Origin of the sequence: Serratia oryzae (genome assembly GCF_001976145.1) — a bacterium.
GTDB classification, from domain to species: domain Bacteria; phylum Pseudomonadota; class Gammaproteobacteria; order Enterobacterales; family Enterobacteriaceae; genus Chania; species Chania oryzae.
The window spans coordinates 1-24274 of record NZ_MOXD01000011.1 but is presented as its reverse complement, the minus strand read 5'-3'; the positions used below and the strand labels follow the sequence as shown (position 1 = coordinate 24274).

The 24274-nt window shown below is 54.0% G+C and carries 15 protein-coding genes; 6 read left to right on the top strand and 9 right to left on the bottom strand.

The window, feature by feature from the left end:
- Positions 1-136: 136 nt before the first annotated feature.
- Both rhlB and gppA read left to right on the top strand, forming a co-directional pair.
- Positions 137-1423: an ATP-dependent RNA helicase RhlB gene (gene rhlB / locus BMI79_RS18085; protein WP_076943498.1), complete on the top strand. Its 1287-nt coding sequence runs from the start codon at positions 137-139 to the stop codon at positions 1421-1423.
- A gap of 9 nt (positions 1424-1432) precedes the next feature.
- Positions 1433-2926 (top strand): guanosine-5'-triphosphate,3'-diphosphate diphosphatase, encoded by a 1494-nt coding sequence (gene gppA, locus BMI79_RS18080; protein WP_076943497.1) that lies wholly within the window; start codon positions 1433-1435, stop codon positions 2924-2926.
- A gap of 34 nt (positions 2927-2960) precedes the next feature.
- Here gppA and rep read toward each other — a convergent pair whose 3' ends face one another.
- The gene (rep, locus tag BMI79_RS18075; RefSeq protein WP_076943496.1) at positions 2961-4985 is read right to left on the bottom strand and encodes a DNA helicase Rep; all 2025 of its coding nucleotides are present in this window, start codon (positions 4983-4985) and stop codon (positions 2961-2963) included.
- Positions 4986-5099: 114 nt separating this feature from the next.
- On the opposite strand from rep, the gene ppiC reads away from it, so the two are divergent.
- Positions 5100-5381, top strand: coding sequence for a peptidylprolyl isomerase PpiC (gene ppiC / locus BMI79_RS18070; protein ID WP_037401326.1), 282 nt, complete (start codon positions 5100-5102; stop codon positions 5379-5381).
- Positions 5382-5412: 31 nt separating this feature from the next.
- Here the strand turns inward: ppiC and BMI79_RS18065 are convergent, their stop codons facing one another.
- From BMI79_RS18065 to bcsR, 8 genes are all read right to left on the bottom strand, one after another.
- Positions 5413-6903, bottom strand: a complete 1491-nt coding sequence (locus BMI79_RS18065; protein WP_076943495.1) for a M16 family metallopeptidase — start codon at positions 6901-6903, stop codon at positions 5413-5415.
- A 294-nt stretch (positions 6904-7197) separates the two neighbouring features.
- A complete protein-coding gene (locus BMI79_RS18060) occupies positions 7198-8490 on the bottom strand; it encodes a dicarboxylate/amino acid:cation symporter (protein WP_076943494.1) in 1293 nt (430 codons plus the stop codon).
- A gap of 272 nt (positions 8491-8762) precedes the next feature.
- Positions 8763-10769 (bottom strand): biofilm formation regulator HmsP, encoded by a 2007-nt coding sequence (hmsP, locus tag BMI79_RS18055; RefSeq protein WP_206672682.1) that lies wholly within the window; start codon positions 10767-10769, stop codon positions 8763-8765.
- 216 nt (positions 10770-10985) lie between these two features.
- A complete protein-coding gene (gene bcsC / locus BMI79_RS18050) occupies positions 10986-14456 on the bottom strand; it encodes a cellulose synthase complex outer membrane protein BcsC (protein ID WP_076943607.1) in 3471 nt (1156 codons plus the stop codon).
- A 14-nt stretch (positions 14457-14470) separates the two neighbouring features.
- Complete coding sequence (bcsB, locus tag BMI79_RS18045; protein ID WP_076943492.1) at positions 14471-16780, bottom strand: cellulose biosynthesis cyclic di-GMP-binding regulatory protein BcsB; 2310 nt, start codon at positions 16778-16780, stop codon at positions 14471-14473.
- Positions 16781-16837: 57 nt separating this feature from the next.
- Entirely contained in the window at positions 16838-19441 is a 2604-nt protein-coding gene (gene bcsA / locus BMI79_RS18040; RefSeq protein WP_076943491.1) for a UDP-forming cellulose synthase catalytic subunit, read from the bottom strand.
- Positions 19438-20175 (bottom strand): cellulose biosynthesis protein BcsQ, encoded by a 738-nt coding sequence (gene bcsQ, locus BMI79_RS18035; protein ID WP_076943490.1) that lies wholly within the window; start codon positions 20173-20175, stop codon positions 19438-19440. The genes bcsA and bcsQ overlap by 4 nt, the downstream gene beginning before the upstream one ends.
- Positions 20166-20372 (bottom strand): cellulose biosynthesis protein BcsR, encoded by a 207-nt coding sequence (gene bcsR, locus BMI79_RS18030; protein WP_076943489.1) that lies wholly within the window; start codon positions 20370-20372, stop codon positions 20166-20168. Before bcsR ends, bcsQ begins: the two co-directional genes overlap by 10 nt.
- 197 nt (positions 20373-20569) lie before the next feature.
- Between bcsR and bcsE the strand changes: the two genes are divergently transcribed.
- From bcsE to bcsG, 3 genes are read left to right on the top strand one after another with little or no spacing between them, the layout of a single operon-like run.
- Positions 20570-22138, top strand: a complete 1569-nt coding sequence (gene bcsE / locus BMI79_RS18025; protein WP_076943488.1) for a cellulose biosynthesis protein BcsE — start codon at positions 20570-20572, stop codon at positions 22136-22138.
- Positions 22135-22341, top strand: a complete 207-nt coding sequence (bcsF, locus tag BMI79_RS18020; RefSeq protein ID WP_076943487.1) for a cellulose biosynthesis protein BcsF — start codon at positions 22135-22137, stop codon at positions 22339-22341. The genes bcsE and bcsF overlap by 4 nt, the downstream gene beginning before the upstream one ends.
- Entirely contained in the window at positions 22334-23983 is a 1650-nt protein-coding gene (bcsG, locus tag BMI79_RS18015; protein ID WP_076943486.1) for a cellulose biosynthesis protein BcsG, read from the top strand. Before bcsF ends, bcsG begins: the two co-directional genes overlap by 8 nt.
- The last annotated feature ends 291 nt before the right edge of the window (positions 23984-24274 follow it).

The following is a 24274-nucleotide window of genomic DNA, read 5'->3' as shown; positions in this document are numbered from 1 at the left end:
GTTCTACTCCACAGGATTAGGTCTACCTTGTAAGTGTTGGCCTAGTATAACCAACCCAAGGTGATTTTATTTCACCGCGTTTATTTCAACGGATGTGCTTTCGTAAAGCAATAGTTAGCTGATATTCTACCACACTATGAGCAAAACACACTTGACCGAACAGAAGTTTTCCGACTTCGCCCTGCACCCGTTAGTCCTTGAAGCCCTTGAGAAAAAAGGGTTTCACCATTGCACGCCCATCCAGGCGTTAGCATTGCCGCTCACGCTCTCTGGGCGTGACGTTGCAGGTCAGGCGCAAACCGGTACCGGAAAGACGCTGGCATTTTTAGCGTCTACTTTTCACTATTTACTGTCCCATCCGGCAAAAGAAGGTCGCCAGACCAATCAGCCGCGCGCCTTGATCATGGCGCCAACGCGTGAACTGGCAGTACAGATCCATTCCGATGCCGAAGCCCTTTCGCAATCCACCGGTTTGAAGCTGGGCCTGGCTTATGGCGGTGATGGCTACGACAAACAACTCAAAGTGCTGGAAGGCGGTGTGGATATCCTGGTTGGGACCACGGGCCGTTTAATCGATTACGCCAAGCAGAACTATATCGATCTGGGTGCGATCCAGGTGGTGGTTCTGGATGAAGCCGACCGTATGTATGATCTGGGCTTTATCAAAGATATCCGCTGGCTGTTCCGCCGTATGCCTGCGGTCGGTCAGCGTCTGAATATGCTGTTCTCTGCCACGCTGTCTTACCGCGTTCGCGAACTGGCGTTCGAGCAGATGAACAATGCTGAGTATGTGGAAGTCGAACCAGAACAGAAAACCGGCCATCGGATCCAAGAAGAGCTTTTCTACCCTTCCAACGAAGAAAAAATGCGTCTGCTGCAAACTCTAATTGAGGAAGAGTGGCCGGATCGCTGCATTATTTTTGCTAATACCAAGCACCGCTGTGAAGACATCTGGGGCCACTTGGCTGCCGATGGTCACCGTGTCGGGCTGTTGACTGGCGATGTGGCGCAGAAAAAACGCCTGCGTATTCTGGATGACTTCACCAAAGGCAACCTGGATATTCTGGTCGCCACCGACGTTGCTGCCCGCGGCCTGCATATTCCACTGGTGACTCACGTTTTCAACTACGATCTGCCGGATGATTGTGAAGACTACGTACACCGTATCGGTCGTACCGGTCGCGCAGGTGAAAGCGGCCACTCCATCAGCCTGGCCTGCGAAGAATACGCGCTGAACCTGCCGGCGATCGAAACCTATACCGGTCACAGCATTCCGGTAAGTAAATACAACAGCGATGCGTTGCTGACCGATCTGCCTGCCCCAAAACGCCTGGTGCGTCCACGCGGCAACAACGCCCCGCGTCGTAACTCAGCGCCACGCCGCGGCGGTGCACCGCGTAACAACCGTAAACGTTCAGGCTGACAGGTTACTATGCCCGCTTCCAGCACCCTTTATGCCGCCATCGATCTCGGCTCCAACAGCTTCCATATGTTGGTGGTACGTGAGGTGGCTGGCAGCATTCAGACCCTGGCACGCATCAAACGCAAAGTGCGCCTGGCTGCCGGGTTAGATCGGCAGAATCACCTGTCGCATGAGGCCATGCAGCGTGGCTGGCAATGCCTGCGGTTGTTTTCAGAGCGTTTGCAGGATATTCCGCGTGAGCAGATCCGCGTAGTGGCTACCGCAACCTTGCGGTTGGCCAGCAATGCCGATGAATTCCTGCTCACCGCGCAAGAGATTCTGGGTTGCCCAGTGCAGGTAATCAGTGGTGAAGAAGAAGCCCGCCTGATTTACCACGGTGTCGCACACACCACCGGTGGCCCGGATCAACGCCTGGTGGTAGACATTGGTGGTGGTAGTACGGAACTGGTCACCGGCACGGGTGCGCAAGCCGCACAGCTCTATAGCCTGTCGATGGGCTGCGTCACCTGGCTTGAACGTTTTTTCAGCGATCGTAATCTGGGGCAAGAAAACTTTGAGGCGGCGGAGTTAGCCGCGCGCGCAATGGTGCGCCCCATCGCACCACAGCTGCGTCAACAAGGCTGGCAGATTTGCGTCGGCGCTTCCGGCACCGTGCAAGCGTTGCAGGAAATCATGGTGGCTCAGGGAATGGATGAGCGTATTACGCTGCCTAAACTGCGCCAACTGAAACAGCGCGCCATTCAGTGTGGCAAGCTGGAAGAACTGGAAATTGAAGGCCTTACGCTAGAGCGCGCGCTGGTATTCCCAAGCGGCCTGTCGATACTGCTAGCGATTTTCCAAGAACTGAACATTGAATGCATGACGCTGGCCGGCGGTGCGCTGCGCGAAGGTCTGGTGTACGGCATGCTGCATTTACCGGTCGAACAGGATATTCGCAGCCGTACTCTACGTAATCTGCAACGGCGCTATATGTTGGATACCGAGCAGGCAGAACGCGTCAGCCAGCTTGCCATGAACTTTTCTTTGCAGATCGCCAACGAATGGCAACTGGATGCGCGATGTCGCGAGCTACTGCATGCGGCCTGCCTGATCCACGAAATCGGCCTCAGCGTTGACTTCAAGCAGGCTCCGCAACATGCCGCCTATCTGATCGGTCATCTGGATTTACCCGGCTTTACTCCCGCACAGAAGAAGCTGTTGGCTACTCTGCTGCAAAACCAGAGCAATACCATTGACCTGCCGCTGCTGAGTCAGCAAAACGCCGTTCTGCCGCGTATGGCACAGCGTTTGTGCCGAATTCTGCGTTTAGCCATCATCTTTGCCAGCCGTCGTCGTGACGATACCTTGCCTGCGGTGCGTTTGCGCGCCAACGATGAAGAACTGTACCTAACCCTGCCACCTGGCTGGCTAGAGCAGCATCCGCTGCGTGCCGAAACGCTGGAGCAGGAGAGCCATTGGCAGAGTTATGTCCACTGGCCGCTGTTCCTGGATGAACAACACTGACGCGATCGCAGGGCGCTCACGGCGCCCTGTCTGTTTAATTCCCGCCTTTGGCTTTCGCCAGCATGGCTTTCACACTGGCTAGATGGCTCTGCCCTTTTTGCATCCGTTCCTCTGGGCTGATGACCTTGCGTTCCGTCTCCCAGGCTAAATCATCCTGCGGTAGCTCCAACAGGAAGCGGCTCGGTTCAGGGCGCACCAGTTCGCCATACTGGCGACGTTCGCGACACAGCGTAAAAATCAGCTCTTTTTGGGCGCGAGTGATGCCGACATAGGCCAAACGCCGCTCCTCATCGACATTATCCTCATCAATACTGCTCTGATGCGGCAATAGCCCCTCTTCCATGCCCACCAGGAACACATAGGGGAATTCCAATCCTTTGGAAGCATGCAGCGTCATCAACTGCACCTGATCCGACTCTTCATCACTTTCGCCGCGCTCCATCATATCGCGCAGGGTAAAGCGGGTAACCACCTGCGTCAGCGTCATGGCTTCATCCAGCTCGCTGCCCTCTAGCATCTCGGTCATCCAGCCAAACAGCGTGTTGACGTTCTTCATACGCATTTCAGCCGCTTTCGGGCTGGGGGAGGTTTCAAACAGCCAGCTCTCGTAATCGATGCCGTGGATCAAATCGCGCACTGCCGCCACCGGTTCACGCTCCACCAACTGGGCGATTCCGGCCAACCAGTGCGTGAAACGTTGTAACGACTCCAGTCCACGGCCGGTCAAATGCTGGCCCAAGCCGAGATCGAAACTGGCGCGAAACAGGCTCTTGTTGCGCTGGTTAGCCCACTCACCCAGCTTTTGCAACGTGGCCGAACCGATTTCTCGCTTCGGAGTATTAACAATGCGCAGAAAAGCACTGTCGTCATCCGGGTTGGTCAACACGCGCAGGTAAGCCAGCAAATCCTTGATTTCCGGGCGGGAGAAAAACGAGGTTCCACCCGAAATCTTGTACGGGATCCGGTTCTGCATCAGCATTTTTTCAAACAATCGTGACTGATGGTTCCCGCGATAGAGGATCGCATAATCGCCGTAATGGGTTTTCTTCACAAAATGGTGGGCGATCAGTTCACCCACCACTCGTTCAGCCTCATGATCTTCATTGTTGGCAGTGATAACCTTCAGTTCTTCGCCATAGCCCAACTCGGAAAACAGGCGTTTTTCAAATACGTGCGGATTATTGGCAATCAGAATGTTGGCCGCTTTGAGGATACGCTCGCTAGAACGGTAATTCTGCTCCAGTTTAACCACCCGTAAGTGAGGAAAGTCTTCCTGCAGCAACACCAGGTTCTGCGGGCGCGCCCCGCGCCAGGAATAAATCGACTGATCGTCATCGCCTACCACGGTAAAGCGCGCGCGCTGGCCAACCAACAGCTTAACCAACTCGTATTGGCTGGTATTGGTATCCTGATACTCATCCACCAACAGGTAACGAATACGGTTCTGCCAGCGCTCACGCACTTCTTCATTGCGTTGCAGCAATAGCGTCGGCAGCAGGATTAAATCGTCAAAATCCAGCACGTTGCAGGCTTTCATATGGTCATCGTACAGCCCGTAACAGTGAGCAAACAGCTTATCGCGTTCGGAACGTGCCAATCCCATCGCCCGCTGCGGATCCACCAGATCGTTCTTCCAGTTGGAAATGGTCGAAATCAGCTGTGCTACCAAGGTTTTATCGTTTTCCAGCCATTTTTCAGTCAGTTCTTTCAATAATGCCAACTGATCCTGATCGTCGAACAGCGAAAAGTTGGACTTCATCCCCAGCGCCACATATTCCCGCTTGATCACCTCCAGCCCCAGAGTATGGAAGGTGGAGATCATCAGCCCACGTGCCTCTTTGCGCCCCAGGGTTTGTGCCACACGCTCTTTCATCTCGCGCGCGGCCTTGTTGGTAAAGGTCACTGCAGCGATGTGCCGTGCCTGATAACCACATTGGTGGATAAGATGAGCGATTTTATTGGTGATCACGCGCGTTTTGCCGGAACCGGCACCGGCCAGCACCAGGCAGGGCCCGGTAACGAATTCGACGGCTTGTTGTTGGCTGGGATTTAATCGCATGGCGCTTTATTGCTCGGTTGTCATCACGTGGGGGAAAGGATTGTAGCAGAAAGCGCCAGCGAGATTTAGCAGGTATAATGACGGCAATTTCTGCATGACTGAACGGATAAAATGATGGCTAAAACGGCCTGTGCCCTGCACATCTTGGTAGATAACGAAAAGCTGGCCAACGAGCTGCTGGCCAAACTCAAGCGTGGTGTCAGCTTCGACACGCTGGCACGCAAGTATTCAAGCTGCCCATCAAAGCGCAACGGCGGCTCACTGGGGGAATTCAACAAAGGCACCATGGTGGCAGCTTTTGATAAGGCGGTATTCAGCATCCCATTGCTGAAACCCTACGGCCCGGTGAAAACCCAGTTTGGTTACCACATCATCAAGGTGCTATACCGCAATTAAACTCAGGGGCAGCGTTCTGCCCCTGATTGCCTTACGGAGCGCTAGTTTCCACCGCCGCGGCATCAGCTGGTTTAGCTTCTTCGCTGACGGCCGCCGGAGCAGGCATCATGATACCGTTGTAGGTTTCCTGCAGTTGTTTCATGTTCATCTCAGGCTCGCCTTTCGGCTGCATCAGCACCAGCGTTGCATCCTGCGACAGTTGTAACTTCAGTTCCTGATTCAACGCTTCCAACGTCAGCGAGGAAAGAAACGCCTGACGGAGTTTCTGATACTGTTCCGGGGCAATATCCACCACCCCACTCTGCTGCGAACGCAGGCGCTGGCTCATCAGGATATCGGTATCCGTGCGAGCATAGGTGGCAAACAGCTTGCTCAACTGCTCGTTTTTCTGCGCCAACAGTGCATTAAACTCATCTTTCGAGAAGCCGTTTTTGCGCAGATTAGCTAATTCACGGGCAATGAATGCCAAACCGGTATTCAGGTTTTCATTAGGTGAATTCAGATGGATCGCACACTGTGCACGCTGGTACTGCACCCGGCAGTCGAAACCCAACTGGATATTTTTCTGTTCGCTCTTCTGCAGCACTTGCTGGATATGCCAGAACAAGGCTTCACGCGCGATGTCGCTACGCCAGTAGCGGCTCAGGCTTTGTGAGTCACGAATCGGGTGCCAAGGTGAATCCCACATGATCGACAGCGTATCCTGCTTCACCTGCTCGCTGATCAGGCTCACTGGCTGCGGTGGTAACGGTGTCAGGGTCGGCATAGTCGCTGGCGTTTCACGTTTGCCTTTCAGCGGTGAAAACGCTTTATTGATCTGCTCACCCAAGCTGCGACTATCGACCTTCCCCACCACGTACAACGTCATCACGTCTGGGGTATACCATTGTTGATAAAATTTCTTCAGTTCATCAATATTGATTGGCTGTTTAACCTGTTGGCCCGGATCGTGCGCCAACAGCGTTGAGTCTTTCAGGCGATAACGCCACCAGGAATCTTTGGGATCGGGCGGGAAAGTGCCGATAGGATCGACACCGGAACTCATCACGCCCTGTACCGTGAGCTCATCAATCGCCAACTTGCCTGAAGTATCGGCCAGCCAGGTGAGTGCCTCTTTCAACAGATCGGGGCGATTATTCGGCAGGCTCAGATTGTACAGAGTGAAATCATAAGAGCTGATGGCAGGCGGCAATGGCCGTTCGCCGTCAACGCTCTGCTGCCACAGTGAACGTAACTGTGGTTCGGTAAAACTCTCGCTGCGTGCGATCGCAATGCGTGGCAACAGATGGGCAAAACCGATCTGCTGAGAAGATTCCATCAGCGATCCGGTATTAACCATTAACCGCAGTTCAACGCGATCGCTCGGCCGCTGAGGTGTATCAAGAATCTGCCAGGAAAACCCGTTCTCCAGTTGCCCCTGCTGCCAGGCCGGATCCGGTTGTAGTGCTTCAGCCTGCACGCTGCCGCTGGCCGCAACCAACAGTAGCCCACCCACTAAAAGATGAATTCTGGTGCCCTGCATGTGAACCCCTACTTAATGACTATCCAATTTTTATAGGTAAATACGGATATTCCGTTCAATGGAATACTAGGCTGCGCCCAAATTCGTGCGTGGCACAGTCTACAATAACGCCCTGAGTTTCACCGTAAGGCGCAAAGCGGGAAGTGTACCATTCTGTTAGACCGCACGCCTTTGCGGATGTCACTCATCAGAGTGAAAAATAATGGATAGTCGAGTTTTAAGCGCGAAAAGTGTCTAAGTGGCGAGGAAAAACACCATCGGCTGCGGTTGCAGCCGATGTTTTAACAGGAAAAATCAGGCAGAAGGCAGTGTTTTATCAACAGGTACGGCATCGGGTTTTTGATTCAGCGTGTCGCGCAGCTGTTTTTCATCCAGTTGGTTGCACCACTTTGCCACCACTACGGTTGCAACACCGTTACCCACCAGGTTGGTCAGGGCACGCGCTTCTGACATAAAGCGGTCGATACCCAGAATCAGCGCCAAACCGGCCAGCGGCAAATGGCCCACTGCCGAGATGGTGGCAGCCAGAACAATAAAACCACTCCCGGTAACACCTGCCGCCCCTTTCGAAGACAACAATAGCACCACCAGCAGCGTCACCTGATGCATGATATCCATATGGGTGTTAGTCGCCTGAGCAATAAACACTGCCGCCATGGTCAGATAGATCGAGGTGCCATCCAGGTTGAACGAATAGCCCGTTGGAATCACCAAGCCAACGACCGATTTCTTGCAACCCAGTTTTTCCATTTTATCGAGCATGCGTGGCAACACCGACTCGGAAGACGAAGTACCGAGCACGATCAGCAACTCTTCTTTGATATAGCGAATAAATTTGAAGATGTTGAAGCCGTTGTAGCGGGCAATGGAACCGAGCACCACCACCACAAACAGTAGACAGGTGATATAGAAACAGGCAATCAGTTGGCCCAGTTGCACCAGCGTACCCACGCCGTATTTACCGATGGTAAACGCCATGGCACCGAAAGCACCCAGCGGGGCCAAGCGCATGATCATGTTGATAATGCCGAAGATCACACGTGAGAAACTCTCAATCACGTTGAAGATCAACTGGCCTTTCTCACCCAAGCGGTGCAGGGCAAAACCGAACAGCACGGCAAACAGCAGCACCTGCAGGATGTTGCCACTGGCGAATGCGCCAATCACGCTACCTGGGATAATATCCAGCAGGAAAGGAATGATCCCCTGTTGCGACGCCTGTTCTGCATAAACGGCAACCGCTTTGGCATCCAGCGTGCCAGGATCGACGTTCATCCCGGCACCGGGTTGCACCAGGTTAACGATCACCAGGCCGATCAGCAGCGCCAAGGTACTGACAATTTCAAAATACAGTAGCGCTATCGCACCGGTACGGCCAACAGCCTTCATGCTTTCCATCCCCGCGATGCCGGTCACCACGGTACAGAAAATCACAGGTGCGATAATCATTTTGATTAATTTAACAAATCCATCACCCAGTGGTTTCATCTGGGCACCGAGATCAGGGTAGAAATGGCCAAGCAGGATACCCAGCGTAATCGCTGTCAGCACCTGAAAATAGAGGCTCTTAAAAATTGTTGTTTTCATATGAAATCCTTTGGGGGGAGACAACGCGGCAGGCAGACACTCACTCGTCCGTCCTGTTTATCGCTTGCGCGAAAAATAACACCCACATAACAACATGGAAATAATTTGTTGCACCCAATGGCGTCTATTGATACGAATTTAAGAACTGAAACGCGTCAGCTAAGCTGCAAAACTGAAAGATACGTAAGCTTTTCTTTGCACTAACGCAAAAGAGGTAGGAATGAAGTGCGATTTTCGGACACCGTAAAAGTACCGGTAGATAACGAAAAGAGTTATTGTACGGGCGGGCAGAATCGGGCTTCAAACGCCTCACGGGCCAAGGGTTCAGCAAACAGAAAACCCTGACCGTAACGAATACCGTGCTGCAGAAGCCAGTCGCGCTGCGCGTCGGTTTCCACCCCTTCCGCCATTATCGGCAGATTGAGCACGCCAGAGATAGAGCTGATGATACGTACTATCGCATCATCCTGCGGCAGGCCATCAATAAAACTCTTGTCTATTTTAATCAAATCGATCGGCAAGCATTTGAGATGGTTCAGGTAATTCAGGCTGGAATAACCCATACCAAAGTCATCCAAGACGATCGACAAACCCAAATCATGCAGTTCACGCAACAACCCCAGCACCTGTTCAAGATCGTTAATGCGCACGGTTTCCGTGATTTCCAACTGCAGTTTACCCGGGTCGATCGGATGCTGAACTAACAGTTGTTTCAAGTGTGAGATAAAATCTTGCTGCAGCAGCTGAAGCACAGAAATATTCACCGCCAGCGGCAGTTTAATTCCCTGATGCTGCCACCGCGCCAGAATACGGCAGGACTCTTCCAACACCCAGTTGCCGAGCGGGACAATTACGCCCAACTCTTCTGCTAACGGGATCACTTCCGCTGGCAACACCAGGCTGCCATCGCGTTGCGGCCAGCGTAACAGCGCCTCAGCCCCCAGTACCTGATGGGTTTGCATGTCCACCTGCGGTTGCAGAAACAGCGTAAACTGACGCTGCTCAATCGCCAGCAGGATCTCGCTTTCCTGTGTCAGCCTCTTTTGCGTTCTTTCCGTCAAGCTTGGCTCAAAGAACAGGATTTGGTTCTTACCTTCGCGGTGTGCCGCCATCATGGCCGAAGTGGCACTACGCAGCAGTTGTTCAGCACTGTCCCCAGGATGTGAGAAATGAGCAATACCGATGCTGGCACTCGGCCTCAGCGACATTTGCTGCAGATTCAGCGGGCTATTGATCTCCACCATAATGCGTTTCGCCAACTGCATGGCATGGAGCGGCTGTTCAATATTCTTCGCCAGAATAGCAAACTCCGCGTTACTCAACTGCGCCAGTACACAATCAGAACCGATAGCATTGCGCAGTTTTTTTACCATCACCAGCAACAGCGTTTCACGCTTGGACGGGCTGAGCACACCCGACACTTCGTGTAATGTTTCAATCCCAACCACCAGCAGGTTAAAACGCGCCGGGTGCGTTTTAGAGGCCATGTGTTGTTCAAGCAACGCGGTAAACAACACCGAGTTGGGCAATTCGGTAACCGAGTTACGGGTGCTGAGGCGGCTCATTTCTGTATGCGCTTTAGCCAGCATCTGCTGATTGCGGTTGTAATTTCGTACCAGCAGACCCAGCTCATCATCCTGGTGGTGAGCGGGCAACATCAGTTGGTGATAAGGCATATCTTCTGGAGCGATATTCTCCAGTTCCCTCACCATCGCGCGCAGCGGATAAACCAGCAACCGATTCATACACCAGGTGATGGCAACCGACAGGATCAGCGCCAACAGCAGGTAGGTGGACAACATGGTAGACAGCGTGCTGAGGATAAATTGATACATGCGGAACGAGTCGGCTTGCAACACCAGGTAAGCCAGAGGCTGCGGATTCGCGGGCACTCGTTCTAGCGAGTAAAGCGGCACTGAAATCTGTACCGGCAGCTCAAAAATACGCGCCAGCAACGCGGGCACCGGCCGCTCAGGCGGGAAGTTGGCATGTACAACTTCAAACTCATTAGGCAGCACGATATAGGCGCGCGTGAGGATCCCGATCGGCAGCAACGAATTAAGCACCCCCTCGGTTTCCGGCACATCCATGCGCAGCACGGCCTCGGCCAGAGGTTGGCGGACAGAGTGCGCGATACTCTCCAATTGGTGGGCGTAGTCATCCCTGCGCTGCTGCACAAAATGGAATAACTGGATCACGATAAAGATACAGATGGTCACCAGTGCAACACTCGACACCGTGGCCATCTGCTTGATCGTTAACGAACGCCTGACTTGCAAACCTGTTCTCCGCTCATTCGGGCCGCAATAAAAAAGGGCAGATGCCGTATGCCCGCCCCTCAAAGCGAACTGAGTATACTCGATCGTCTCATGTTTTTACTTTACCCACCGCCTGGTGACGGCAGAAAAGCGCGGGTTTCAGTATTATCCTAGCTGGAATACCTACAGGGTAACAAAACCACTCGGTAGGTTACACCCGAATCGGCCTATTTCTTATTACTTGAAGTCAGCGTAAGGCGTCAGGGGTTGTGGCGGCAAATCAAGATCGCCTTGCCAACCGGCAAATGAATAACGCAGATAAATCAACGCATGGCTAGGTGTATAGTTTTTGGCCTGCTGGATATCCACCGCAGCTCCCATTGTCCAATGAGAGCCGAGGCGGCGCTCAATAATCGCCCGCAGCGTATAGCCGATACCGGAGGAGGAACTGCCCGTTTCTACGGCAAACTTATCTGGCAGCGAATCGGGGACCAGCCCCTGTAACGGATAGCGTTTTTCGTCATTGGATTTCGAATGAGAAATCGACACAGAGCCGCCCACCTCCCATGACCAGTTCTCGGTGCGCTGACGATAGTTCACGGGTAACGCCAGCGAGACATATTCCTGTGGGCTGTAATAGCCCCCTTGACCTAGAGAATAACCGCTTAAGTCCTTCTGGTAATGCCACAGCATGCTGCTCAGGCCCAGGGTAAAACGGCGATTATCCTCGTTAATCAACTTATAGTAATAGCCGGCCATCAGGCGCTGACGCTGGTTATCCTCAACATTTTGACCGGTGAGCAGATGAGCGCTGAGATCGGCCCAAACGCCGCTGGCCTCACCGCGATCGTAACTGCCACTGAGGCTGATACCAGTAGCACGCACGCCGCCCCAGGTGATACCGGTATTGGGATCGCGCGTGCCGCCAAACGCCAGTAACGAACTGGAAATCGGCCGACGCGAAACGCCCAGCCGCCAGCCGATATGGTTCCAATCGCCGTTGTAAGCCAAACCACCGACCCAATCCACCACGTCAAAACCAATTGGCGTAGTACCCAGATCGGTTTCCCAACGTTCGTTTTTCCAACCCACGGCCACGCTAGTACCGGTGGCTCTCTGCCGCTCATCACCGCTGCACCCCAGCGTATTACAAGTCCCGAAGGTTTCGAAGTGCTTGCCCTGAGCATCGGTAGAAAACGTGCCCGCATTCAGTTGAACGGTATCGGTGCGGAAGAATGCTCGGCCGTCATACAGCGGCATATCCACCTGCAGCATGGTGTCATGCGCGCTCAAATCGGAGATCCCACCGGTGCCGCTCGACCCCCAGTAATCATGATTCAGCGTCACCTTCACATCCTGCTGACGATAAAGGTCGGCAGCATCAGAGCGGATGCCTCGTTTCAGCCAGTCATCCATCGGATTATTCCGCGTCGCACGGGTGTAGCTGTCGTTGTCCAGCAAAACAGCGGGCACCATACCGCTGGCCACCATCGCCTGACGATAATCCTGCTGCGCTTCTGCTGGCCGCTGCTGTGCCTGTTCCAAGCGCGCGGCATCGCGATACACCAGCGCTTTCGCCTGGCCTGCGGGTTCATGCAGCGCGGCAGCTTTCAACTGCGTGAAGATGGCGGTCGCTTTCTGCGGTTCACCCACCGCATTCCAGGCATTAGCCAACCGGCGCTGGCCGTTGAGCGACTCCTCCTTCGGTGGCGCGGTTTTCAGCCGCTGATGTGCCTCACTCAGCTTGCCTTCGGCTACGTAGGCTTCAATCTCGCCCAATCGTGCGTCTGGGTTACTCGGTTCACGCAGGCGCACTCGCTGATACGCGGCCAACGCTTCCCCATAATCCTCCCGGGCCAAAGCCCAATCGGCAAGCAGCAGTTCGATCCGCGTATCCGCCTGTTGCTGGCGCAGATAGGCAATCGCTCCCGCTTCATCGCCCGCGGCACGCAGTTTTTCGCCATGGTCCAGAGCCGCCTGCATCTCCAGCCGCTGTGCCATCTCACGCATATCATCGCTCCACTGCGCTTTCGGCAACGTATCCAGATGTGCCAACGCCTGGCTATCGCGATCGCTGGCGGACAGATACAGCGCATAGGCATAAATTTGCTGTGGATCGCCGGGTTTTTTCTGCGCCAGTTGGCTGAATAGCGCGTCGGCCTGTTGTGGATGCCAATCCTGACGTAGTGCCTGCGCGTAGTGATAAGTCAGCCAGACATCGCTTGGATCCATCTGATACGCTTGCCGATATATCTCCACCGCCTGCGACCACTGCTGACGCTGTATCAACGTTTCCGCCTGCTGCTTCAACATATCGAGTTGCAGGCTGTTGAGGGTGTCACGTAGCTTATCCTGCTGCTTGCGTGGCAGGCCGTTCAGATAGGCCAACGCCTTTTGCGGAGATTGGCGCTGGTAGATATTCACCAGGCCACGGAGCGCACTGCCGCTGCTCGGGTCAAGGCGCAAAGCCTGCTGATAGTAACGCTCGGCGGTCACATCATCTTTATGAGCCACGGCAACGTCAGCGAGACCGATCAACGCACTGCTGTCGCTATGGTCAATCTGCCGCGCCTGCTGATATTTTTGCTGCGCCAGCGCTAGATTATTGGCCTTCAGCGCTTTGTCGCCCGCATCGATCGCCAACCAATAGCGATTACTCTGGATTAGGCTTTGCCATTTATCGCTGTCGTAGCCATTCTTATCTGCTTTCTGCGCCTGCAAAAACAGGCTCAACGCCTTCTGGCGGTTACCCGAGCGCGCATAGGCCAAACCCAACGCCCCCAGCACCTGTGGATCATCTGGCGTACCGGCCAACGCTTTTTTCAACTCTGGGATCGCCGCATGGCTCCCCCCTTTATCCACCTGCGCCAAACCGGCCATCCGCGCCTGATAAGCAGGATCGGCCAACAGAGTTTGCTGTCTGGCTAATTCCTGTCGCGCCCCGGCAGCCTGATCGCTGCTTTCAAATACACTGAGGAAGCGGTTGAGCATCGCCACGCTTTGAGGGCTGACTGGCATCGCTTTAATTTTTCCCAGCCACAAATCAGCCGCAGGGCCACGCCCGGCGGGATCCGCTGCGAGCCGCTGCAAAACGTCGTAAGCCTGTTTCTCCTGATTTTGGTTAAACAACAGCTGAGCCAATGTCATGCGTAATGAAATATTACCGGGATACTGCTGATCCAACCGTTGCAGCTTTTGCTGTGCCTCCGGCTCCTGTCCCGGCAGCCGCGCCACCAGTTTCCAGTATTCCACCGCCAGATCGAGAGTCGGGGGATCCCCTTGGAACAATTCATCGTACTGTGTCTTGGCCTCGGGCAGCCGACCAGCGGCTGCCATCAAACGCGCCTGTTGCAGTTTCTGGCGCGCTTCCGGCTGAGTCAACAACAGGTTCGTCTGCGCCTGATGATAAGCGGCGGATTGTGGTGCGATATTTTTCAGCTTGTCCAACTGCTGCTGCGCCAGCACCTGATTACCCTGGCGCAATGCCAAGCGCATTCGTGCCGCAATCACTTCAGGATTGTTCGGATCCATCAGTTCAAGACGATAGAGCGACTGACGCACCAACTCGTCTTTATTACTGGCCTCACCGACGCGCACCTGCTCCAACAGCCATTGCTCAGGCGCAACGGTTTCTGTACTTTGCGCCTGGGGAAATATGACCAGGCTCAAAGGAAACAGACATAACCAGTTTTTTCTGAAGTTACGCATCGCCCACATGATTTTTAGTCCCGTTCATCCGGCGACAGGCGGCGACGGCTGTAAGCTTTGAGAGCACGCCACAGGAACAGTGCCAGAACCACTACCACAAACGTTGCTACCGCAGCGAGCCAAGCCGGATGCGTAGCCAGCGTATGCCAGACACGTTCCCACCATGGCAGATGGCCAACGTAGTAAATATCCCCCACGCTCAGGCTGTTGATGCCCGACTCACGCAGCACCGCCACCGAGCCAAATATGACGGCACGTTTAGTCCCATCCAACAGTGCACCATTCAGCAGTTCATAACCGCGGGGGCTATCCGCCAGCAACGCCACGATGCTGCGTTGCTCGTTAAACGGTGACTGAACACCAACGATCGCCGCCATCGCCCCTTCAGAACTGATGGTGGTTTTACTGTCCGGCGTTGCGTCATCCTGTTGTACTTTCATTTCCGGCAAGGGTAGCTGCCGCATTGGATGTTTCACCCAGCTTTGGGTCGCTTCTATCAGCAGGTTGATTTTTTTCTCATCACGCAGCTCAGGCGGAATGGTGCCAATCAGCAGGACATCGGCATCTTTCTCCTTAGCCTGTGACCAATCATCGGCCAACATAAATTCCAATGCGGGGAAACCGGTTTGAGCCCCCACACTCCCCAGCGCATTCAGCAGGGCGCTCACCTGGGCAGGTTGTGGCTGTGCGCCCACTAATACCAACGTCTGTGACAGATCTGCCATGCGGCTGAATGGGAAGCTAGCATTGGCAAAAGCTCGCAGATCCGGCATTGCCATAAAGTGGCGATAACCGGAGAAATCGATGGTAGAACTGCCGTCGATCACCGCATGGTTTGGCGCTACCGAATAAGTTTCGCACCGATCTGCCGTGCCGCTGCCTAACAGCGTCGTGTAGTCAAAATCAAAGCGTATCTGGTTGACCGCCTCAAGCTTCAGTGCCGGAATATTGACAGTTCTTTCAGAAGCGATCAGCCCTTGCCGCAACGGAATGCCCAACAGCTTGCCGTCACGCTCGTTATCCGGCAACAACGGGGAAGACTGCACAAATTGATTATTCAGGCTGATACTCAAGCGCGAGCCATCCTGAACACGCGGTGCGGTGTAACGATATTTCAGCGACATATCGATACCGGTACTGCGGATCAGAAATAAATCCGGTGGCAGATTCATATTCAGCGTGATCGGCCCCGGTTCAATGCCGCTGGTTTGCAACTGCCCGGCATACTGTTGTAGTTCGCTAAAGGTCATTGGCCGATCGGTACGCACCCAGTTTGGCGCATCGTAGGGCTGCCGCGGCAGAAGTTGCTCAACCTTATCCACCGTCAGGCTCTCGCCGCGAAACAGAATGTTGCCCTGTGCAATCCCGCGCACGGCGGTGATCAGATCGTTGTCATCACGGCCCTGTATCAGCAGTAGCTTCACATAAGGGTTAGTAGGGTGGCTGACCATCGACACCGTCGGCCCCTTCACCTGTGGAGCGTCTTTAAGGAAATCCGGCCGTTGCTGATTGGTAGCAAACACAATTGCATGCTCGCTAGGCAGTTGATTAAACAGCGCCGGGAACGACTGACCACGCCACTGCGCCTTGCTGCCAAACCAGGAGGCCAGAATGCCCGCTGCGCGCTGCTGCACCAAATCCGGCTGCCCAGCGAACACCATCGGTAGATGTAAAGGGCGATTATCCCTGCTGTCGAAGAAAGGCTCAGGGAAGTGCGACAGATCGTTTTCCAGCGGTAATTTCTGGAAGCGCAGGTTGAGCGAACTGGATTTGCTGACGTCCAGCCACAACGCACTGTTGGCCGGATTTTCGCAAATATCCCGATAATGCCCGACAAACTCCAGACGCACACGGTTAAAATCACTGATATAGCGGGGATCGATGGGAAATTGAGCCTGGTTGGTGGTACCCAACTGCTCTTTGGCGATGGTCTTCACCCCCATCAATTCATCATTGAGATAAACCTTAACGTGGGATTCCTGCGGGATCAGCGACGGTGAAGGGGTAAACGTCAAATCGAGCATCGCCTGCGACACCACTTCATCACTACGCACGCCAAATTCCACCTGCCCTTCAGGACGCGTACCGCGTAGAGCAAAGGTCCCCGGGGGCGGTGCAATCTGCGCGAAAGGGAGCTGCACATCACGTACCGGTGCGTTCGGATCCTCTGGGACTGCGGGCCTGATGGGGGTAGTGATAGAAGAACCAATGGCATCAGCAGCCGGTGATAGCCCAAAGGCAATGCCTGAATTCGGTGTTTCAGCCTGAGACCCGAAACTGATGCCTAAGGCCAATGCGGTAAACCAGGTTATTTGTCTCTTCATCTTATCATCATCAATGTTAGAACCTGTTCACGGGCAAGCTGTTGCAGAATACACCGCCTATGCCACAGCCTCTTTTTGAATGAAAGCCGGTTCCCTACCCACACTTTGTGGAATAAACGACACTATCCAGGCAATCAGCGTGGTCAAACCGGCAATAATGCCACGAATGATCGGGGGGGAATAATCCGCCATTCGCATGTAACCGTGGATCCCCAACATCAATACATCACGCAGGCTTTCCACTGGCTTATCTTCAGGAAATCCGTCTTGCCACAGTGCCCAGGTATCAGCACGCGCAAAGGTACACTGAATAAACTCAATATGTTGATTGATGGATAGCTGCTCCAAACGCATGCCGACATGCACTCCGCTGGCGCGCGTGATAAAGCAGGGGAAACTGAACTCTTGCTGACCACGCTTGAGCAGCAGCAGTGCTTTATCCCCCTCTTTAAACTGCCCCGGCACACGCATTTCGACGCCAACGCCGCCGTCAGAGTAATCACGCAAGGTGCAAGGGAACAGATGGCCATCGGCTTTAGCCAAGGAGGCTGACATGGCGATTTCGACCCGGTGTGACTGGCGCATCTGCTTGACCTCCACCGCTACCGCAATCGCACCGCCAAGAATCAGCATGTTGTACAGAACCCACACCAGATTGAGTACCACCGTCATCAGTTCGTCAGCCGGGCCGAAAAAAAGACGCCAGACACCAAACACGATACCCGCCAGATTCAGGATGACCAGACACAAGTAGGGCCGGGTAATCACCCAATCGAAACGATCCTGATCGGAGTGCCCCCCTTTAGCCGTGACGTTGAACTTGCTTTTATACGGGTTGAACAGAGCGGCGGTGGTGGGCCTGGCGATATACCAGGCCAGCACGGTTTCGTAAATTTCACCCCAGAACGAGTAGCGGTACTTGCTCTGAAGACGTGAGCTGGTCAGGCTGGCGTGGATCATATGCGGCAAAACATACAGCGCGATCGCCAACGCCGGGGCATAGATGATGTAAGCGTGCAGCAGCAGGAACACCAGCGGCGCGAGCAGGAAAATCAGACGCGGACCACCGGAAAAAAAGTGCAGCATGGCATTGGTGTAACACAACCGCTGCCCCAGTTTCAGCCCTTTGCCCAACAATGGGTTATCCAGCCGGAAGATCTGCGCCATTCCGCGTGCCCAGCGAATGCGCTGGCCAACATGGGCAGCCAGGCTTTCCGTTGCTAGACCCGCGGCCTGCGGGATACGAATATAGGCGGAGGTATGCCCAAGACGGTGCAAACGCAATGAGGTGTGGGCATCTTCGGTGACGGTTTCCACCGCAATGCCACCAATCTCATCCAGCGCGCTGCGACGCAAAACCGCACAGGAACCACAAAAGAAGGTGGCATCCCACATATCGTTTCCGTCCTGTACCAGCCCATAAAACAGGGTACCTTCGTTAGGCGTTTGGCGGAAACGGCCAAGGTTGCGTTCAAAGGGATCCGGCGAGAAGAAATGGTGTGGTGTTTGCAACATCGCCAGCTTTTTATCTTTGAAAAACCAGCCGACGGTCAGTTGCAGAAAGGAGCGCGTCGACACGTGGTCACAGTCGAAGATCGCCACAAACTCACCGGTGGCCTGCTTCAACGCATGATTGATATTGCCCGCTTTGGCGTGCTCATGGGTCGGCCGCGCAATGTAACGCACGCCCACTTGTTCGGCGAACGCTTTGAATTCAGGCCGGTTGCCGTCATCAAGAATGTAGATATTGAGTTTATCCTTGGGCCAGTCGATACCCAAGGCGGCATAAATCGCTGGCTTGACCACCCCCAGATCTTCGTTGTAGGTCGGCACCATCAGATCGACCGTTGGCCAGGAGTCGACATCGGCTGGCATCGGCACCGGCTGACGATGCAGCGGCCATGCGGTCTGGAAATAACACAGTACCAACACGGCCCAGGCATAGGTCTCGGCCACCAGCAGCAACAGCCCACAAGCCAGGCTGAACGAATCCCCCCAATTCAGCGTTTCAGTGTAGCGCCACCATAAATAGCGGCAAGAAACGGTGAGCGACAGCACGATCAACATCAGGCTCGGCAGACGGCCGGGCAAGCGGCGCACCATCATGGCAACGCACCACAGCAGCAGTACAAAGACAAACTGAGCCCATAGCTCGAACGGCTGAGAAATACACAATAGCGCCATTAGGGCTACTAATATCCCAACAGCGATAAACAAAGCTTGCCGCACCCGCCGATTCAACTGGCTAAAACGTTGCCACAGGCGCTGCCCCAGCTCAAATTGCTGTATGCGCTGCGGGAAACCTTTCATCCCCATGATGTAGTTCCGCTGCAGGCGTTGCCAACGCTCAGCGTAACGGCGCTTTTTCGGCGCGGGAGGGCGACGGGTGATCAACAACCAAAAGCACTGCAGCAGATAACGCAAGGCATCCGCAGGTTTCGGCCGGCTGTGCGCAATATGGGGAAACCAATGATGATGATTGGCCCTGATCCTCTGCCATTCCGGGGACTCAAAGCGCAGGAAAATCCAACCCAGTAGAATCATCAGAGTGTTGAAAAAAGCGGCAAACGGAGAGGCTTTCTTTTGGCGATAGGCACGGTAACGCGCCTGTACCGCCTCACGAACAGGAGGAATCAGCAGCAGGCTCAATGCCCGGCTCATACCGCGGCTCCCTGCAGATTAATCAGGCACCAGTTGGCCAGCGTCAAAACCTCATCGGCAGCCAGGCTTTCTGGCCGGTATTCACCCAACGGCTGTTTCGCGGCCAGCGCTTCAAACACGGCCTCATCACGATGAATCATCAGCGGGATCAAGCCCGTCAGCGTTTGCAACCAAAACTGGTGCAAATCTTCCTGCAACTGACTGGCGGCAGAATAGGCATTAATCAGAAAATGACAAGGGGTCGGTAAAGGCTGCTGATGCAGACGGGCATGGCAATTCGCATCGGGGTTAAGCACCAGAAAAATGTGATCGGCCAATGCCAACTGCTGCTGAATCAATGGGGTGCTACCCGCCGGAATATCCAACAGGACCCAACCATATTGCTTTGAGGATGTTATCTGCTGCAAAAAATCCTGCCAGCGTTGCGGCGCGGCGCGGCATTGCTGCTCAACTCTTGCCTGCTCGGCCACGCTTAAGCGGCCAAAAGGCAGAAAGTCGAGATTTTTACAGTAGCGCATAGCCCCCTGTTGCCAATCTTCGCCATCAAGTTCGGCCCGCGCCCAACCGCGGTTCAGTTCGAAAGGGGTGTTAAAATTCAAGCGCAACAGATTATCTGGCGATAGATCGATCGCCAGTACTGACTCGCCTAATTCCTGAAGTGCCCAAGAAAGTGCGGCGATCAACGAGGTTGTACCACTGCCACCCCGCATACCTTGCAATGCAATTACTGGCATGGGTCAGAGGTCCCCTGTTTTTTGGCTAACTCCGCTAACAGTGGCCAGCGATCCATCATTTTTGCCAGCCGTTCCTGACGCAAAATATCGATGTAATTTAATTCAGGCAAAGAAAATGCCAGCGTCAGGGCGACTAAATCGTCTTGCATCTCGGCCCGCTCTACCGTGCGGAAATGTGATAAATCGCCTTTATTCATTCTGCCACCTTCAATAAAGTAGGCTAATGTTAAATGACTATAGCAACGATCGAAGAAAAACAACCAATAAGATGAATTTTAACGGGTATTATGACATAGGCCAGTAAGTCCTGTTATTCTTGGTCTAAACGTTACGGTTTTTCAGTGGCTGAATCTGTCAATTCTGTGACACTTTCGACGAAAAGCAGAATAAAACTATGGCGAACTCTTTTTTATTAGGTATCCGACAAATATGGGAAGAGTTGTCGGTAATGCAATCTCCCGGGTTTTACTGGGTTAATATCGATCGCCAGACCGATGCGAATCTGCTTTGCCAGCAAATTGTCGCCGCCCAGACAGAAGAGAGTTTGTTGGCATTAATTTGCAGCCACGACAACCCGAGTACTTTGCTGAGCGATCTTCATTCCCCTGCGGTAAAAAAAATCCCGCTGTTTACCCTGCCGGAAAATAAGGCTGCACTGCTGTGTTTACACGACGATTTGATGCGTACGTTAAATCCCAAAAACCGCCTGTTGATCCTGTTAGCTCCCGCTGAACTATGGCAAACGTGTACCAGCGATGAACTGCGCACATGGTCATACAGCATCGCTAAATGGCTACGCCAGCGGCAGTGCACGATGGTGATACTCAGCTACGGCAGCGGCGTCAACAAACTGCGTGGGGAACTCAGCGGAGAACACCGTATTTTTAATGGATTATCCAGCCTGCATTGGCAACAGGACTGCGCTCAATACCTGATAAACTGGTGGAGCACGCCGCGCTGTATCAACGCCAACCAACTGGTGACGCTATATCCAACGCCAGAAGGCTGGCTGGCCGAAGAGGAAGAAATCTCGTCGCTGCACACTCAGGTCGTCAGCGACGCAGGCCGTTATTTGGCAGAAAGGTGCATCCTTGAAGGTGCGCCGCCGCTGTCCGTTAACTGGAAACTGTTCGAAAATAGCGTACAACTGACGCAGCATGGTATGCAGGCCATGGCAGCAACGTTAATTTTTGCACTCTATCAGAGTGACCAGATCAATACGTTAGCTCACCAGATCCACAACCTGCGCCGCCAGCGCGGCAATGGGTTGAAAATCGTGGTACGCGAAATGAGCGCCAGCCTGCGTTACAGCGATGAACGCCTGCTACTGGCCTGCGGTGCCAGTCTGATCGTGCCACATGCTGCACCGCTGTCGAGTTTTCTGACCATGCTGGAGGGGATTCAAGGGCTGCGTTTGTCACGACATATCCCCGTCAATATCGACGCTCTGATTGCCGGGCTGCAACCATTACCAGTGAAAGGGTATCTGCCGCTGGAGGACTTCAGCAAAGCAGTGGTGTCGCTGATGGAAAATACGCTGCTGCCAGAAGACGGTAAAGGGGTCATGGTAGCGTTACGCCCCGTTCCAGGCTTGAGCGCTCGGCAATCCATGACCTTGTGCCATCAGCGCCGCTTCGGCGACGTCATGACCGTGGCGCAAAACCGGCTATTCCTGTTCCTTTCTACCTGCAGAATAAACGATCTGGATACGGCGCTGAAATTCATCTTCCGGCTGCCCGTACGTGAAGCGTTCAGTAACTGGGTGGTCTGGTATGAGGATGTCGATATTCGCTCTGAAATCAAACGACTCGCGCATAATATGGAACTGGCACAATCCACCGTCAAACGCGATCTGAAGGCGATGCCAAAAAACCCTACGATTATCGAAGAAACTGAGGCGGAACAACGCCGCCAGCCGATACCTTTCACGTTGTTAAGCCGTGAGCAAGGGGGAGCGGTATGAACGACATTAGCGATATCATTCAGATAACACTCCTATGCGCGCTCATCTTTATACCATTGGGATATTCCCTGCACCGCCGTTTCCCCAACTGGCGCCAGCACTGTCAAAACCGGCTGTTCTCCGCACGTTATTTAAAGCGGGCAGGGCTGTGGATTCGCCAGGATAATTCTTCTCAGATCAAGCGTGAAAAACACAATGGATAAAAACAGAACAACGCCGCCTGAGCACAGCCTGTGGCGCAACTGGCGCGGCCTTAGCGGTTGGAACTTTTACTTTTTAGCCAAGTTTACCCTGCTGTGGTTTGGCTATCTTAATTTCCATGCGCTACCAAATCTGGTGTTTATGGCATTTTTGCTGATGCCGATCCCTTCACTGCGGCTGCACCGCTGGCGGCACATTATCGCCATTCCTATTGGCATTGGTTTGTTCTACCACGATACCTGGTTGCCGAGCGCTAACAGCATCATCAACCAAGGATCGTTGCTTGCGAGCTTCAGCGCGCCGTATCTACTGGAGTTGGTTGATCGCTTTATCAACTGGCAGATGCTGGGTGTGGCTTTCGTCATGCTGATCGCTTATCTGTTTTTGGCACAATGGCTACGGATTACGGTGTTTACCGTTGCTGCCATGGTGTGGCTGAACGTGGTGAATATGACAGGCCCAGCAGTGGCCCTACTGCCAACCGCAGACAGCGCAACGGCCGCAGTGACCACTCCTGCTAATGGAGCCACGCCTGTCAGCAGCCAGCCCATTAGCAACGGCCCCCCCACCAATGCCAATCTCACTGCCAATCTGGAGCAGTTTTACGATCAGGAAAGAGCCCGCATGACAGCCTTTCCGGCCGCACTGCCCAGCGATGCTCAACCGTTCGATCTGTTGATGATCAATATCTGTTCGCTCGCCTGGGCCGATCTGGATGCCACTAATCTGCGCAACCACCCGCTGTGGGACAAGATGGACATTGTCTTCACCGACTTCAACTCGGCCACTGCCTACAGCGGCCCGGCGGCCATCCGCCTGATGCGAGCCAGCTGTGGTCAGGCTCCACACCAGGATCTGTATCAACCGGCCAATCAGCAGTGCTACCTGTTTGATAACCTGGCCAAGCTTGGCTTCAAATCGCAACTGATGCTGGATCACCCTGGCATGTTCGGCAATTACCTGAAAAACCTACGCAACGATGGCGGTTTGCAGGCGCCACTGATGTCACAAGCGGGTATCAGTAACGAGCTGTCCTCATTCGACGGCGAGCCAATTTATAACGACCAGGAATTGCTCAACCGCTGGCTCGGCCAACTGCAGAAAGGCGCAGATACCCGCACGGCCACCTTCTTCAACGTCATCCCATTACATGATGGCGTTCGCTTTATCGGTGCCAACAAGGGGGCCGATTACCAGCCACGGGCGCAAAAACTGTTAGATCAGTTGAGCAACTTCTTTGATGAGCTGCAAAAATCAGGGCGCAAAGTGATGGTGGTGCTCGTACCGGAGCACGGCGCGGCGCTGGTTGGCGATAAAATGCAGATGTCTGGCCTGCGTGATATTCCAAGCCCGAGCATTACTCACATCCCGGTGGGCATCAAGCTGATTGGCATGCAGGCCCCACATCAGGGTAGCCCGTTTGAGATTAAAACGCCGAGCAGCTATCTGGCGCTATCTGAGCTGGTATCACGACTGGTGGATGGTAAAGTCTTTACCGCACCTAACGTTGACTGGCAAACGCTGACTCAGGGCCTGCCGCAAACCGCAGCCGTCTCAGAGAATGACAACGCGATTATCATGCCGTACCAAAACAAGCCCTACATTCGCCTCAATGGTGGCGACTGGGTGCCTTATCCGCAGTAACTTTGCCACTCGGCACGCCTTCGGGCGTCATGCCAATCGGTTAAGCGCAAAGCGGCATCATCATGCATGCATTGCTCAAGGCATCGCACCCTCTCCCTGTGGGAGAGGCCGGCGTGAACAACTGGTAGCCCGGCGATTGTCCCCTCACCCTAACCCTCTCCCCAAGGGAGAGCAGCTGTGTTTAAAGTCAATGGGTGATGATTAATTTGTCACCCATTGCCTATTATCTCGCAGCATCGCGTTTAATATCGTTAACAGCTTTCTGATGCACGCTGTTAACGCCACTTTCTT